16 protein-coding genes and 2 tRNA genes are annotated in these 13,842 nt (G+C 66.2%); 7 read left to right on the plus strand and 11 right to left on the minus strand.

The genetic code is table 11. From position 1 onward, the window contains the following. Positions 1 to 89 precede the first annotated feature (89 nt). The 4 genes from nudC to MG068_RS19190 form a co-directional block, all read right to left on the minus strand. The gene (gene nudC, locus MG068_RS19175) at positions 90 to 995 is read right to left on the minus strand and encodes an NAD(+) diphosphatase (protein WP_032127201.1); all 906 of its coding nucleotides are present in this window, start codon (positions 993 to 995) and stop codon (positions 90 to 92) included. Positions 996 to 1,141: 146 nt separating this feature from the next. After that, positions 1,142 to 1,534: an iron-sulfur cluster insertion protein ErpA gene (gene erpA / locus MG068_RS19180; RefSeq protein WP_005419789.1), complete on the minus strand. Its 393-nt coding sequence runs from the start codon at positions 1,532 to 1,534 to the stop codon at positions 1,142 to 1,144. A gap of 31 nt (positions 1,535 to 1,565) precedes the next feature. Next, a complete protein-coding gene (locus tag MG068_RS19185) occupies positions 1,566 to 2,030 on the minus strand; it encodes a bactofilin family protein (RefSeq protein ID WP_006398829.1) in 465 nt (154 codons plus the stop codon). Between the two features lie 4 nt (positions 2,031 to 2,034). Continuing rightward, the gene (locus tag MG068_RS19190) at positions 2,035 to 2,778 is read right to left on the minus strand and encodes a DUF6776 family protein (RefSeq protein WP_019336613.1); all 744 of its coding nucleotides are present in this window, start codon (positions 2,776 to 2,778) and stop codon (positions 2,035 to 2,037) included. Between the two features lie 179 nt (positions 2,779 to 2,957). On the opposite strand from MG068_RS19190, the gene MG068_RS19195 reads away from it, so the two are divergent. The 3 genes from MG068_RS19195 to MG068_RS19205 are packed head-to-tail and all read left to right on the plus strand — an operon-like array spanning position 2,958 to position 7,706. Then, positions 2,958 to 3,575: a DUF4126 domain-containing protein gene (locus MG068_RS19195; protein ID WP_005411305.1), complete on the plus strand. Its 618-nt coding sequence runs from the start codon at positions 2,958 to 2,960 to the stop codon at positions 3,573 to 3,575. Positions 3,576 to 3,619: 44 nt separating this feature from the next. Further along, positions 3,620 to 5,506: an EAL domain-containing protein gene (locus MG068_RS19200; RefSeq protein ID WP_049424052.1), complete on the plus strand. Its 1,887-nt coding sequence runs from the start codon at positions 3,620 to 3,622 to the stop codon at positions 5,504 to 5,506. Between the two features lies 1 nt (position 5,507). Then, positions 5,508 to 7,706, plus strand: coding sequence for an ATP-binding protein (locus MG068_RS19205; protein WP_132810906.1), 2,199 nt, complete (start codon positions 5,508 to 5,510; stop codon positions 7,704 to 7,706). A gap of 58 nt (positions 7,707 to 7,764) precedes the next feature. On the opposite strand, the gene bfr is transcribed toward MG068_RS19205, so the two are convergent. The 3 genes from bfr to MG068_RS19220 all read right to left on the minus strand — a co-directional run bounded on the left by bfr (position 7,765) and on the right by MG068_RS19220 (position 9,317). Next, positions 7,765 to 8,235, minus strand: a complete 471-nt coding sequence (gene bfr, locus MG068_RS19210; protein ID WP_132810907.1) for a bacterioferritin — start codon at positions 8,233 to 8,235, stop codon at positions 7,765 to 7,767. A gap of 143 nt (positions 8,236 to 8,378) precedes the next feature. Continuing rightward, complete coding sequence (locus tag MG068_RS19215) at positions 8,379 to 8,588, minus strand: (2Fe-2S)-binding protein (protein ID WP_005411309.1); 210 nt, start codon at positions 8,586 to 8,588, stop codon at positions 8,379 to 8,381. 108 nt (positions 8,589 to 8,696) lie between these two features. Further along, positions 8,697 to 9,317, minus strand: a complete 621-nt coding sequence (locus tag MG068_RS19220; protein ID WP_005411310.1) for an RNA pyrophosphohydrolase — start codon at positions 9,315 to 9,317, stop codon at positions 8,697 to 8,699. Positions 9,318 to 9,437: 120 nt separating this feature from the next. Between MG068_RS19220 and MG068_RS19225 the strand changes: the two genes are divergently transcribed. Beyond that, a tRNA-Met gene (locus tag MG068_RS19225) sits at positions 9,438 to 9,514 on the plus strand. 55 nt (positions 9,515 to 9,569) lie between these two features. Continuing rightward, positions 9,570 to 9,644: transfer RNA gene (locus MG068_RS19230), tRNA-Gln, on the plus strand. Positions 9,645 to 9,926: 282 nt separating this feature from the next. Here the strand turns inward: MG068_RS19230 and rpsI are convergent. Both rpsI and rplM read right to left on the minus strand, forming a co-directional pair. Then, positions 9,927 to 10,319, minus strand: coding sequence for a 30S ribosomal protein S9 (gene rpsI, locus MG068_RS19235; protein ID WP_005411311.1), 393 nt, complete (start codon positions 10,317 to 10,319; stop codon positions 9,927 to 9,929). Between the two features lie 2 nt (positions 10,320 to 10,321). Further along, positions 10,322 to 10,750: a 50S ribosomal protein L13 gene (rplM, locus tag MG068_RS19240; RefSeq protein WP_005414692.1), complete on the minus strand. Its 429-nt coding sequence runs from the start codon at positions 10,748 to 10,750 to the stop codon at positions 10,322 to 10,324. A gap of 197 nt (positions 10,751 to 10,947) precedes the next feature. Here rplM and coq7 point away from each other — a divergent pair, with 197 nt between their 5' ends. Beyond that, positions 10,948 to 11,592 (plus strand): 2-polyprenyl-3-methyl-6-methoxy-1,4-benzoquinone monooxygenase, encoded by a 645-nt coding sequence (coq7, locus tag MG068_RS19245; protein WP_132810908.1) that lies wholly within the window; start codon positions 10,948 to 10,950, stop codon positions 11,590 to 11,592. An 82-nt stretch (positions 11,593 to 11,674) separates the two neighbouring features. Here coq7 and MG068_RS19250 read toward each other — a convergent pair whose 3' ends face one another. Then, entirely contained in the window at positions 11,675 to 11,995 is a 321-nt protein-coding gene (locus MG068_RS19250; RefSeq protein WP_005411314.1) for a DMT family transporter, read from the minus strand. A 168-nt stretch (positions 11,996 to 12,163) separates the two neighbouring features. Further along, the gene (gene speD, locus MG068_RS19255; RefSeq protein WP_006473908.1) at positions 12,164 to 12,958 is read right to left on the minus strand and encodes an adenosylmethionine decarboxylase; all 795 of its coding nucleotides are present in this window, start codon (positions 12,956 to 12,958) and stop codon (positions 12,164 to 12,166) included. A 149-nt stretch (positions 12,959 to 13,107) separates the two neighbouring features. Here speD and crp point away from each other — a divergent pair, with 149 nt between their 5' ends. Continuing rightward, on the plus strand, positions 13,108 to 13,797 hold the full coding sequence (crp, locus tag MG068_RS19260; protein WP_010482649.1) for a cAMP-activated global transcriptional regulator CRP: 690 nt from the start codon (positions 13,108 to 13,110) through the stop codon (positions 13,795 to 13,797). The last annotated feature ends 45 nt before the right edge of the window (positions 13,798 to 13,842 follow it).

The following is a 13,842-nucleotide window of genomic DNA, read 5'->3' on the forward strand; positions in this document are numbered from 1 at the left end:
CTGTCGCAGCGGCGCCCTCAGCGGTGAACCGGACTGTAACCCGGGCCGTGTTCAGGTGGCGGCAATACAGGCGCCACCGTCAGCCCCGCTCAGCCCTTCTGCTGCCGGTACCAGTGTTCGATCAGGCCGCGCGAAATCGAGATCGGCGGCGACAGGCGGATGCCCTGGCCATCGTCCTCCACATCGCGTGCCAGTGCCGCGCCGACCTCGTCGGCACTGAACCAGCGCGCATCTTCCAGCTCGCCATCCACGGTCGGCAGGTCATCCTGCGCCTGTGCACGGAAACCGATCATCAGCGCGCCCGGGAACGGCCACGGCTGCGAACCGAGGTACTGGCAGGCGGTCACCCGTACCTTGCTCTCCTCGTGCACTTCACGCACCACGGTCTGCTCGAAGGTCTCGCCGGGTTCGACGAAGCCGGCCAGCACCGAGTAACGCCGCGGTGCCCAGTTCGACTGCCGGCCCAGCAGCAGCCGGCCCTGGTTTTCCACGGCGACGATCACGGCGGGATCGACACGCGGGTAGTGCTCGGTGGCGCACTGCCCGCAGCGGCCGACGAAGCCACCACGGGCAAACGCCACGGCGCCGCCGCACACGCCGCAGAAGCGGGTGCGCGAGTGCCAGTAGGACATGCCGCGGGCATAACTGAAGGCGGTCGCATCGGCCATCGGCCACAGCAGTGCGGCCTGGCGCAGGTCGAGGCGGCGCGGGGCCGTGACGGTAACGTTGGCGGCTTCGACCGAGAACCAGGCCTGCTCGCCACGCAGGCCAAGGAAGATCGCGGCACCGGGGCCGCCGCCGATGTCGGCGCCGGTCAGCGCCAGCGGCTGGTCGTCATCGCCGGTGAAGGCGCTGCCGTCCTGATCGAGCACGAGAATGCGCGCGCCCGGCCACAGGCGCGCCAGTGCATCGGCATCGTCGCGCAGGGCATCGGCGCGCTCCAGCGGTTCGCCAACGAAAGCGAAACCGGAAAGCGGCGAAGGAGTATTGGGCATCCGGCAAGCGTGCCGCCAATCGATGCAGGTGGCAAGTTCAGCGCTGTGCGCAATCTGCCGGTGTGGGCGTGCAGGCACAGCATCCACGCATGGCGTGGATCTACAGAGGTGCCAACCTTGGTTGGCACCTTCCGGCCACAGGCCTCTTACATGCTGAAGCTGCTGCCGCAGCCGCAGGTGGTCTTGGCGTTCGGGTTGCGGATCACGAACTGGGCACCGGTCAAGCTCTCGGTGTAGTCCACCTCGGCGCCCATCAGGTACTGCAGGCTCAGCGGGTCGACCAGCAGGGTGACCCCGCTGGTCTGTACCGCCAGATCATCCTCGGCACGGTTCTCGTCGAACTCGAACCCGTACTGGAAGCCCGAACAGCCACCGCCTTCGATGTACACGCGCAGGGCCAGGTCGGGGTTGCCCTCTTCCTGGATCAGGGATTTGACCTTGGCGGCCGCCGACTCGGTGAAGTTCAGCGGGCGCTCCAGCGACTGGTAATCGGGCGCGGCAACCGGGGTGGCGCCGGGCAGGGAGACTAGCGTGCTCATGGTGTCAGCATGGGGGTGCCGACGATGGCTTTCAAGCCATCGCCTCGGCCAGCTTGCGGCGTGCGGCGGTGTCACCCTTGCCGCCATTGGCCTCATCACCTTCCGGGGCCGGCAGGGCCGCCATCGGGGCGCTGGCATGGATCAGGCGGCCGTTCAGCTGGGCACCCGCATTCATCTCCACCACCTGGTAATGGACGTTGCCATTGACCCGCGCGCTCGGGGTCAGTTCGACCTTCTCGGTGGCATGCACGTCGCCGTCCAGGCGGCCACTGATGACCACCACCTGGGCACGGATCTCACCTTCGATCACGCCATGCTCGGCGACCGTCAGGGTCGCGCCACTGGCGCCTTCGGCGGCGATCACCTTGCCGTGGATGCGGCCTTCCACATACAGGCCACCACTGAATTCCACATCACCGCGGATCACCACCTGGTTGCCGATCAGGGCATCCACCACCAGCTGGCCTTCACGGTTGGATTTGCTGCTTCCGAACATCTGCCTACTCCCCTTTGGCGGCCGGCGCACCGGCCTGTTTCCAGTCGAATACCTGGGTGGTACCCCCCGTACCACTCCCCAATGTCACCCGCACGCGTTGCGGGGTGAAGTCAGCCGGCAGCATCACGCTGCCGGTGAGCTGCTGGAAGTACCGGAACGAGTAATCCTGTCCCGGTACCTTGCTGCGCTGGTGCAGATCATCCCAGCTGATCGTGGCCAGCTTGCCGTTCTTGACGCCTTCCACGGTGAAACGCATCTGCCCCTGGCTGATGGCGCCGCGGTTGAGGTTCTGTGTCAGCACGGCGGTGTACTGCCAGGTGCCGGCCGCTTCCGGGCTGAACTCGATCGAATGGGTGTTCAGGCCCTTGCGCTGGCTGGTCGAACCCACCAGGCGCTCATAGAAGGCAACGTCGGCACGCAGGCCGGCGATTTCCTCATCGCGTTCGGCCAGCGAGGACTGCACCTCGGTGTTGGCGGCGCGGCTGATGCGGTCGGAGGCTTCCAGCGTGGCCTGCTTCTGGCGCAGTTCGGTCAGCTGCGCCTGCAACGTCTCGGCGCGCTTCTCGGCGGCCTGCAGGCGCTGGCCCTGTGCATCGCGCGGCGTGGCCATCCAGCAGCCACCCAGCACGGCCAGCACCAGGCTGAGCAGCCAGATGCCACCGATCACCAGCAGGCGGCGACGGTCGGCCGGCGGTTGCGGCGCGCCGGGCAGGCGAACCTGCACGCGCATGGGAGGACGGTTGGTCATGGGTGGATTCCGGGGCATCGCGAGGGCGACACCGGTACGGCCCCTGTGGCAAACGACGGGCTAGTGTATGACAGGACGGGTGGGTTTCCTGCGCAGTGGCGAGCCACCGTCTGTGGCGTTCAGGCATGCCATCGTCGATAGTGTGGTCCCCTGCACAGTTCCGTCGCCGGAGCATCGCCATGACCGAAGCCCACCTGTTCGTGATCGGCATCCTGCTGGCCTGGCTGGCCGGCATCCGCGTCTACCTCACCGTGTTCGGTGTCGGCCTGGCCGGCCTGCTCGGCTGGGTCGACCTGCCGCCGGCCCTGCAGGCCACCGAATCGTGGTGGGTGCTGGGCACCTCGGCAGCGCTGGCGGTGACCGAATTCTTCGCCGACAAGATTCCCGGCGTCGACTCGGCGTGGGATCTGGTGCAGACCCTGGCACGCGTACCCGCAGGTGCCTTCCTTGCCGCAGCCACGCTGTCGCCGGATGGGCAGCTGGGCACCGGCGCACTTGCTGCCGGTGCCGGTGTCGCGCTGGCCAGCCATGGCCTGAAGGCCGGCACCCGCGCCCTGCTCAATACCTCGCCCGAGCCTGCCAGCAACTGGGTGGCCTCCGCCGCCGAGGACACCGTGGTGGTCGGTGGCCTGGCCCTGGCCCTGGCACACCCGTGGATCGCGCTGATCGTGGTGCTGGCCTGCAGCCTGGCCGGCGCGCTGCTGGTGTGGCTGGTCTGGCGCACCTTGTGGAAGGGCGTGCGCTGGCTGGCACGCAGTGCGTCGCCCGACAGTCCACGCCAGCCCGGTACCGGTTGATCGCCGGGCTTGTCGCATAATGGACGCGAACACCAGGAGCACCGATGGCCGCAAACGAATCCCCCGCGGGCGCCCGCCCGGGACGCGCTGAAACCCCTCCGGCCGATCATTGGCAACGCTGGACCGCTGAACCGGCGAGCGCCGTCGCCGCAGCGCCGGCCGCGGTTCCGCCGCTGGCCGCCTCCGACGCACCCGCATCGATCGGCAGCGCACCGCCGCCGTTGCCGGCCCCGGCCGTGCTGGCCGAGGCTGGCAACAACGACCAGGCGCCACCGCCCTCCGATTCGCCCTACCGCGTGCTGATCGTCGAGGACGACCGCGCGCAGGCCCTGTTCGCACAGAGCGTGCTGCATGGCGCCGGCATGCAGGCGATCGTGCACAGCGATGCCGACGGCGCGCTGCAGGCGATCAAGGAGCATCGGCCCGACCTGATCCTGATGGACCTGCACCTGCCCGGCCTGGACGGCATGCGCCTGACCGCGCTGATCCGCCAGCAGCCTGGCCTGCAGTTGCTGCCGATCGTGTTCCTGAGCGGCGATCCGGACCCGGAACGCCAGTTCGAGGTGCTCGACAGCGGCGCCGACGATTACCTGAGCAAGCCGATCCGCCCCCGCCACCTGATCGCCGCCGTGGCCAACCGCATCCGCCGCGCACGTGCGCAGGCAGCGACCCTGCCTGGTGCTACCGGCGCACCGGCCACCAGCAATCCGGAAACCGGCCTGCCGACACGTCACCACGTGCTGCAGCAACTCAACGCCACCCTCACCCATCGCGACCGGGGCGGCGTGTTCTTCATTGAAGTGGCCAGCGCGCTGGGCCTGCGCGAACGCTATGGCTACGCCGCCTTCGAGCGCCTGATGGTGCAGGCCGGGCAGCGCCTGGCCGAGGCCGGCCATCCGCACCTGCTGGCACGCCTGAACGACAACAGCTTCCTGCTGCTGGCCCGCAATACCGATGAAGACAGCCTGGAAAGCATCGCCGCGACCCTGCGTGAGCAGCTCTCGGCACGCGCCTTCGTGATCCGTGATGATGAATCGGTGCATCTGCGCGGCGTGGTGGGTTACGCGCCGCTGTCGCCGGGCTTCGACGATGCCAACGCTGCACTGGAAGCGGTCGAGCGCACCACCCTGCAGGCACGCCTGCTCAGCGCCGGCGTGGCGGGCCACGTGCATCGCCAGGCCGTCACCGAACAGGAACACCTGGCACTGCTGGAAGGCCAGCTGGAGCTGGCCTATCAGCCGATCGTCGCTGTCGCCGGTGGCAACACCGCGCAGTACCAGCTGCTGCTGCGCCTGCGCCAGGCCGACGGCACGGTGCTGGCGGCCGGCCAGGTGATTCCTGCCGCCGAAGCGGCAGGCCGCATCGCCGACCTCGACCAGCAGGTGATGGACCATGCGCTGGGCCTGCTGGACCTGTACCGGCACGCAACGCAACCGCTGAACCTGTTCGTTTCGCAGTCGCTGCGCACCCTGCAGCGCGATGCCTTTGGCGACTGGCTGCTGGAATCGCTGCAGCAGCGTGACCTGCCCGGCAGTGCACTGGTGATCGACGTGCGCCTGCCCGACGCGCTGATCCACACCGTGCCGCTGCAGCAGTTCTGCCAGCGCATGGCCGGCGCCGGCGTGCGCTTCTGCCTGAGCCAGTTCGAACCCAGCGGCGAAGCCGATGCACTGCTGACCCAGCTGCCGCTGTCGTTCGTGCGCATGGCCGCGCGGTTCTCCAGCAGCCATTCCAACCCGGCCACGCGCGAGGAACTACGCAAGGCGATCGAACAGGCCCATGCCGCCGGGCTGCAGATCATCGGCCAGCAGATCGAGGACCCGCAGGCCGCGGCAGCGATGTGGGTCGGCGGCGTCGATTACATCCAGGGCAACATGGTGCAGTCGGCCGGCAGTGACCTGAATTTCGACTTCCACAACGCGGTGCTCTGACGTGCCGCTGTGGGGCGTGCTGCTGGTTGCCCTTGCTGCGGCCGTCGCACTGCTGCTGTTGGGCCTGCGCCTGCGCGCGCGCAACCGGGCACTGGCCCAGCTGCAGCGCGAGCACAGCGCGCTGGCCAGCGAGCGCGACCAGCTGCGCCGCACCACCGAACGCCAGGGCCAGCTGGAACAGCAGCTGCTGCAGGCCAAGCAGGCCGCCGAAGCGGCCGTGCTGGCCAAGGGCGAGTTCCTGGCCACGATGAGCCACGAGATCCGCACGCCGCTCAACGGCATCCTGCCGATGCTGGAGCTGATCGCGCGCGGGCCGCTGGGTGAGGACCAGCGGCAGATGCTGGCCACCGCTTCGGCCAGTTCACAGCAGCTGCTGCGCATCGTCGACGACATCCTCGACTACTCCCGGCTGGAAGCGCAGGCGCTGGAACTGGAGATCACCAGCTTCAACCTGCGCGACCTGCTCGATGGCGTGGTGCAGCTGATGCAGCGCGCCGCCGATGCCAAGGGCCTGTCCCTGGCCCTGCAGCTTGACCCATCGGTGCGCCTGCCGGTGCGCGGCGACCCGGTACGCCTGCGCCAGGTGCTGAGCAACCTGCTGGCCAACGCCATCAAGTTCACCGCCCGCGGCCAGGTGCAGCTGCGCGTGCAGCGCCTGGGCGAAGGTGCGGCCCAGCACCAGCTGCGCTTCGAGATCATCGACACCGGCATCGGCATCGATGAGGCACTGCAGGCACGCCTGTTCCAGTCCTTCAGCCAGGCCGATGCCTCGACCACGCGCATCTACGGTGGCACCGGCCTGGGCCTGGCCATCTGCAAGCGCATCATCGACCTGATGCACGGGCAGATCGGCGTGCAGTCCACGCCCGGCCAGGGCGCAACGTTCTGGTTCGAGATCCCGCTGCTGAAAGTACCCGGCGACCTGCCTGCGATGGCGCGCGCCCCCGCAGCGCTACTGTTGTTCAGCGCCGATGCAACGCTGCAGGCACGCATCGAGCGCATCGCCGCCCACCATGGGCTGCAGGTGCAGGTGCTGGCACAGCTGGATGCCGTGGTCGAGCGCCTGCGCGCTCCCGCGCGGCCCGGACAACCAGCACCGGCATGGCTGATTGTCGATTCCCGCACCCGCCGCAACGGCGAGGTCACGCTGCAGCAGGCGCTGGCCGAGCGCGGCGACGATGATGCACTGCAGGTACTGTGGCTGCAGGAAGACACGCCTGCACAACGCCCGCGCCAACGCCAGCTGCTCCCGCATTTCGATGATGCAGCCCTGCATGCACTGCTGGCGGCGCCTGCCACGCCTGCCCGCCCTGCCGCCCTGCTGGCCAATGCCGAAGACGGCTTGCCCGCACCGACGCTGCCGCCATTGCACCTGCGCGTGCTGCTGGTGGAAGACAACACGGTCAACCGGATGGTGGCCGAGCATCTGCTGCGCGTGTTCCAGTGCGAGGTGCTCAACGCCGCCGACGGCAAGCAGGCACTGGCCGCCCTTCGCGAAGGCGGCGTGGACGTGGTGCTGATGGATTGCCAGATGCCGGTGCTGGACGGCTACGCCGCCACGCGCCGCTGGCGTGCGGAAGAAACGGAAACCGGGTGCTCGCGGTTGCCGATCATCGCGATGACGGCCAACGCCATGGCCGGTGACCGCGAACGCTGCCTGCAGGCCGGCATGGACGACTACCTGTCCAAGCCGATCGCACGCGCCACCTTGCATGCGCTGTTGAGGCGCTGGGGGCAGCGATCACGCGATGTCGTAGCGTCGAGCTTGCTCGACGGCGATGCATCCGGGGCCAGTGGAATCCCGCCAGCCGAGCATGGCCCGGCTCTACAAGAGACGAAAAGCCAAGCGGTGACGCAACCGGTGCTGGACCGTGATGTGCTGGACGAACTGCACGCGGTGATCGGCGATACCGCCCTCCAGATCGTCTCGGTGTTCCTGGAGGATGCGCCGGCGATGGTGCAGCAGCTGCAGCAGGCCGCGCAGAGCAGCGACGAGCCGCGACTGCAGGCAATCGCCCACAGCCTTAAATCATCGAGTGCGAACGTGGGGGCGTTGTCGCTGTCGGCAATCGCGCAGCGGATCGAGCACGAAGCCCGTAGTGGCAGCCTGCAGCGCCCCGCAGTGGCGGTGGCGCTGCTGGTTGCCGAATTCGCCCGGGCGCGCGTGGCGCTGACGGGCTACCTGGCACAGCATCGGTAGCGTCGAGCTTGCTCGACCATCGCCATGCTGATCACAGTCGAGCAAGCTCGACGCTACGTCACTCTTCCAGCTTGCTGAGCAGGTACTTCGGCTCGCCGATACGCTCGATCAGGTCGATCTGGGTTTCCAGCCAGTCGATGTGCTCTTCTTCCGAGTCGAGGATCTTCACGAACAGCTGGCGGCTGACGTAGTCGCCCACCGAATCGGAGTAGGCCACGGCCTCGCGCAGGGTCACTACGCCGTCGCGCTCCAGCGACAGGTCGCACTGCAGGATCTCGGTCGGGTTCTCGCCGATGCGCAGCTTGCCCAGCGCCTGGAAATTCGGCAGGCCTTCGAGGAACAGGATGCGGTCGGCAAGCATGTCGGCATGCTTCATCTCGTCGATCGATTCCTTGTACTCGTGTTCGGCCAGCTCCTTGATGCCCCAGTTCTTCAGCATCTTGGCGTGCAGGAAGTACTGGTTGATCGCGGTCAGCTCGTTGTAGAGGACCTTGTTGAGGAATTCGATGACCTTGGTGTCGCCCTTCATGGGGGTGCTCCTGCACGCTGAAAACGCAGGCACTTTAACGCCTTGCGCGCGGCCGTGAAGGAACGCGAATCGTGCGCATTGGCCTGTGCGGCCGCACGTGAAGGATGCGAAAGCGCGGCGTCAACGCGCCGCGAAAGAGACGATCAGGCGACCTGGGCCAGACCGAGGACCGGCAGCGGCAGATCGTGGGTGGCACGCGCCTTGGCCAGCAGATCGCCGGCCATGTCCAGGCAGGAACCGCAGGTGGCACCACAACCGGTACGCATGGTCAGTTCGGCCACCGTGCTGACGCCATGGCTGGCGGCTTCGCGGATCTGGTGGTCGGTGACTCCGTTGCAGATGCAGACGTACACAGGCGTGAACCGGGCTGACAGGCCAAGAGTGGCCTATTGGCTATTCCAATGGAAACGAGAATGGTTGTCAATCAGAGACCTGAACCATTCTCGATACCGTTCAGCCCGTCAGCTGGCCGGGCCATCGCCCGTGGCCTTCTTCGGCCAGTAGCCGCGGGTCCGAGGGCGCTTGCGTGGGCGGTCGTGCCCGGCGGTATGGCCAGGCATCCAGGCTTCGGCGGCGCTCTTGGGCATGGCGGTAACCCCCTGCCCGGCCACCCCGCGGGCCAGCGGCGCCAGATGTCGCAACGCACGCGCATAGACGCCACGCTTGAACATCACCACATGCTCCACCGGGTACCAGAAGTCCACCCAGCGCCAGTGGTCGAACTCGGGCGAGTCGGTGTGGTCCAGCTTCACGTGGGATTCGTCGCCCGTCAGGCGCAGCAGGAACCAGACCTGCTTCTGGCCGATGCAGACCTGCCGCTCATTGCGGCGGATGGCCCGCGCCGGCAGCTTGTAGCGCAGCCAGCCGGGCGTCGCCCCGAGCACTTCCACATGCTCGGGCAGCAGGCCGGTCTCTTCCTGCAGTTCACGATACATGGCCTCGACAGGCGTCTCGTCGGTGTTCATGCCACCCTGCGGGAACTGCCAGCCGTCCCGGCGCACGCGTCGTGCCCAGAACACCTGGCCGTCCTGCCGCATCAGCACGATGCCGACGTTCGGTCGATAGCCGTCCGGATCGATCACGATGCGGACTCCTAAAAAATCTACTGGTCGGGACTATCCCATGCCGCCTGTCGGCCCACAAGCACGATACAAAAGTGTTGACAGGGGCGATACACATCCGCAGAATAGCGGGCTCACCAAGGCTATGTAGCTCAGCCGGTTAGAGCACAGCACTCATAATGCTGGGGTCGGTGGTTCGAGTCCACCCATAGCCACCACACTGAAAATCAAGTTGTTTTTCAGCGTGAAAAGTGAGAAAATAGTTGCACGTTTTGCCCCGTCGCCAAGCGGTAAGGCACCTGACTCTGACTCAGGCATTCGGTGGTTCGAATCCATCCGGGGCAGCCAAATTAAAAGCAAAAGGCCAGATCGAAAGATCTGGCCTTTTGCTTTTAATTTGGTCGCGCATTCCACCTTATCCCCGCGCCTGTCGGCGCACCCCCTTGAACAACAAGGGGGCTCTTCTCCAGACAGAGACCGGGGTCAGGCATGCGGACCACGGGTAGTGCCGGCCGCTGGCCGGCAACCTCGAAATGCGCAACCCCAGAACGACAAAAGCCCGGCCGAAGCCGGGCTTTTGCTTGTGTCCAACCAGCGGGCTCCCGGAGGAGCCCAACCAGGCGCGGTAAATCAGCGCTTGGAGAACTGGGTGGCGCGGCGGGCCTTGTGCAGACCGACCTTCTTACGCTCGACTTCACGGGCGTCACGGGTCATGAAGCCAGCCTTGCGCAGCTCGGACTTCAGGGTTTCGTCGTACTCGACCAGAGCACGGGCGATGCCCAGACGGATCGCACCGGCCTGACCGGTGGTGCCGCCGCCAGCGGCGGTGACCAGGATGTCGAAGCTTTCGGTGTTCTTGGTCAGCTCGAGCGGCTGGCGCACGATCATGCGCGCGGTCTCACGACCGAAGAACTCGTCCAGCGGACGGCCATTGACGGTGATGTTGCCCGAACCCTTGCGCAGGAACACGCGAGCGGTGGAGGACTTGCGGCGGCCAGTGCCGTAGTTTTGAGTGATAGCCATGATTAGATATCCAGAACCTGCGGCTGCTGTGCGGCGTGCGGATGCTCAGTGCCGGCGTAGACCTTGAGCTTGCGGTACATCTGGCGACCCAGCGGGCCCTTCGGCAGCATGCCCTTCACGGCGATCTCGATCACGCGCTCCGGGTGGCGCTCCAGCGCCTGTGCCAGGGATTCGGTCTTCAGGTTGCCGATGTAACCGGTGAAACGGTGATACATCTTGTCCTGCAGCTTCTTGCCGGTGACGGCAATCTTTTCTGCATTGATGACGACCAGGTAGTCGCCGGTATCAACGTGCGGGGTGTAGACCGGCTTGTGCTTGCCACGCAGACGGCGGGCCAGCTCGGTGGCGAGACGGCCCAGGGTCTTGCCCTCGGCGTCGACGAGGTACCAGTCGCGCTGGACGGTCTCGTTCTTGGCAGTGAAAGTGCTCATGAAGAACTCTAGGTTAGGTCGGGCTCATTGCGGCGAAAGGCTCGCCGGAACTCTGCCACGCGTTGTGAAAAGGTGAAGCGTAAGAGGCGGGATTGTACGCAGGTCAGCCCCCCGTTGCAAGCCGTCCCTTGACCGGGTTGGCAGGGGGACGGGGTCGGGCGAGAATCGCGGGGTCTTCCGCCCCACCGTGTACCGCCATGACCGTGCTCCGCCAGATCACCCCGCTGGACCACCTGCTGACCGAGGCGCAGCGCGCCCTGGACACGGTGTTCGGCAACCCGCCGGCGGCCCGCCCCTATCCGGCTGCGGGCACCGACGAGCCGGGCATGGACAGCACCGAACGCCGCCACGCGGCCGGCCTGATGCGGATCAACCACGTCGGCGAGGTCTGCGCACAGGGCCTGTACTTCGGCCAGGCGGCCGTGGCCCGCGACCCGGCCACGCGTGAACACCTGCTGGAAGCGGCCCAGGAAGAAACCGACCACCTGGCCTGGTGCGCCACCCGCCTGGGCGAACTGGACAGCCGTCCGAGCCTGTTCAACCCGCTCTGGTACGCCGGCAGCTACACCATCGGCACCCTGGCCGGGCTGCGCGGCGACGGCTGGAACCTGGGCTTCGTGGTCGAGACCGAGCGCCAGGTGGAAGCCCATCTGGACGAGCACCTGGTCGACCTGCCGGCCGGCGACCTGCGCAGCCGCGCGGTCATCGCCGTGATGAAGGAAGACGAGGCCCGCCATGCGGACCACGCCGAGCAGGCCGGCGCACGCCGCCTGCCGTTCCCGATCCCGGGCGCGATGGCGCTGGCTTCCAAGGTCATGAAGACCATCGCCTACCGCATTTGACCGGGGCGCCCCACCAACGGTGGGGGCCTACCCAAGGGCACGGTGGGCCCGACGGTGGGGCCCGACCGTTGGTCGGGCCGCCTTAATTGGGCGAGACCAGCTTCAGGCCGATCACGCCGGCCACGATCAGGCCCACGCAGGCCAGGCGTGCCGGCGATGCGCTGTCGTTGAACAGGTAGATGCCCAGCACCGCCACGCCCATGGCGCCGATACCGGTCCAGATCGCGTAGGCGGTACCGACCGGGATGCTCTTCATCGCCTGGCTCATCAGGTACAGGCTGATCAGCGCGGACACGACCGTGGCAGCGGTGGGAAGGGGTTTGCTGAAGCCTTCGGAGTACTTCATTCCGAGGGCGAAACCGATCTCGAACAGGCCGGCCAGCAGCAGGTAGATCCAGGGCATGGGTGGGGGCTCCTTACCTTTTTTGAGAAAAACGAAACGGCCCGGTGTTTTCACACCGGGCCGTGGGTCGGTACATCACCGTGGAACTGTAACGCGTGCGGGGCACTGGTTCCACGGGGCGGGTCGTCCCGCCTGGGCGGCGATGCCTGCGGGCATCGCACATGGGGCTTACTCGGACAGGTTCCGGCCGTGGAACAGCTCCTCGATCTCGCGCTTGAGCAGCGCTTCGATCTTCATGCGTTCCTTGAACGACAGGTTCTTGGCCTTTTCCTCGAACAGGTACTGGTCCAGGTCGAAGTCCTTCAGGTGCATCTTCGTGTGGAAGATGTTTTCCTGGTAGACGTTGACGTCGAACATCTCGTAACGCGACTTGATGTTCTTGGCCAGGAAGTTCTGGATCGAGTTGATCTTGTGATCGATGTAGTGCTTCTTGCCCTTCACATCGCGGGTGAAGCCACGGACGCGGTAGTCCATGATCACGATGTCCGACTCGAGGCTTTCGATCAGGTAGTTCAACGCCTTCAACGGCGAAATGACGCCGCAGGTGGCCACGTCGATGTCGGCGCGGAAGGTGGCGATACCTTCCTGCGGGTGCGTTTCCGGATAGGTGTGCACGGTGATGTGCGACTTGTCCATGTGCGCGACCACGGCATCGGAGATCAGCTCCTTGCCGGCCTGCTTCTTGTCGATCACCGGTTCTTCGGAGATCAGGATGGTCACCGAGGCACCCTGCGGATCGTAGTCCTGGCGGGCCACGTTCAGGATGTTGGCGCCGATGATCTCGGCGACATCGGTCAAGATTTGAGTCAGCCTGTCGGCGTTGTACTCTTCATCGATGTATTCAATGTAACGCTGACGCTCCTCTTCGGTGCGCGCGTAACACACGTCATAGATGTTGAAGCTCAGCGCCTTGGTGAGGTTGTTGAAACCCTGCAGCCTCAGGCGAGGCAACGGCTTGACCACGGCGGTCGATTCCTGTGTAAGAAGGGAAAGGGGGAATTATGGGGCAAACTGTCCCCGGGGGGAACGTGAAGAGCGCTCACATCTGGCACACTGTTTGCCCTTAACAATTGCGCTGGTTAAGCTCCGCTATCGACCCCGTGAATCCGTTCATGCGCAGAGGGAGCGCTCCTATCGTGTCAACCGTGCGCCTAGCTAGCAGTCCACTGGCCCTGGATATCGCCACAATCGATCGTTTCCTGGCGCACAGCCACAGGCGGCGATACCCCACCCGTACCGACGTCTTCCGACCCGGTGACCCGGCGGGAACCCTGTATTACGTCATCAGCGGCTCGGTTTCGATCATGGCCGAGGAAGATGACGATCGCGAGCTGGTGCTGGGCTACTTCGGTGCCGGCGAGTTCGTCGGCGAGATGGGCCTGTTCGTTGAATCGGACCGCCGCGAGGTGATCCTGAGGACCCGTACCGCCTGCGAGCTGGCCGAAATCAGCTACGAGCGCCTGCACCAGCTGTTCCTCGGCCCGCTGTCGGCCGATGCCCCGCGCCTGCTGTACGCGCTGGGCCAGCAGATCTCCAAGCGCCTGCTCGACACCAGCCGCAAGGCCAGCCGCCTGGCATTCCTGGACGTTACCGACCGGATCGTGCGCACCCTGCACGACCTGGCGCAGGAGCCGGAGGCGATGAGCCATCCGCAGGGCAGCCAGCTGCGCGTCTCGCGCCAGGAACTGGCCCGCCTGGTCGGCTGCTCGCGCGAAATGGCCGGTCGCGTGCTGAAGAAGCTGCAGACCGATGGCCTGTTGCACGCCCGCGGCAAGACCGTGGTGCTGTACGGCACCCGTTGATCGTTGAGCACCCGGTGGGTGCGGACCTTGGTCCGCACTCTTTCA

Origin of the sequence: Stenotrophomonas sp. ASS1 (assembly GCF_004346925.1) — a bacterium.
Taxonomy (GTDB): Bacteria; Pseudomonadota; Gammaproteobacteria; order Xanthomonadales; family Xanthomonadaceae; genus Stenotrophomonas; species Stenotrophomonas maltophilia_A.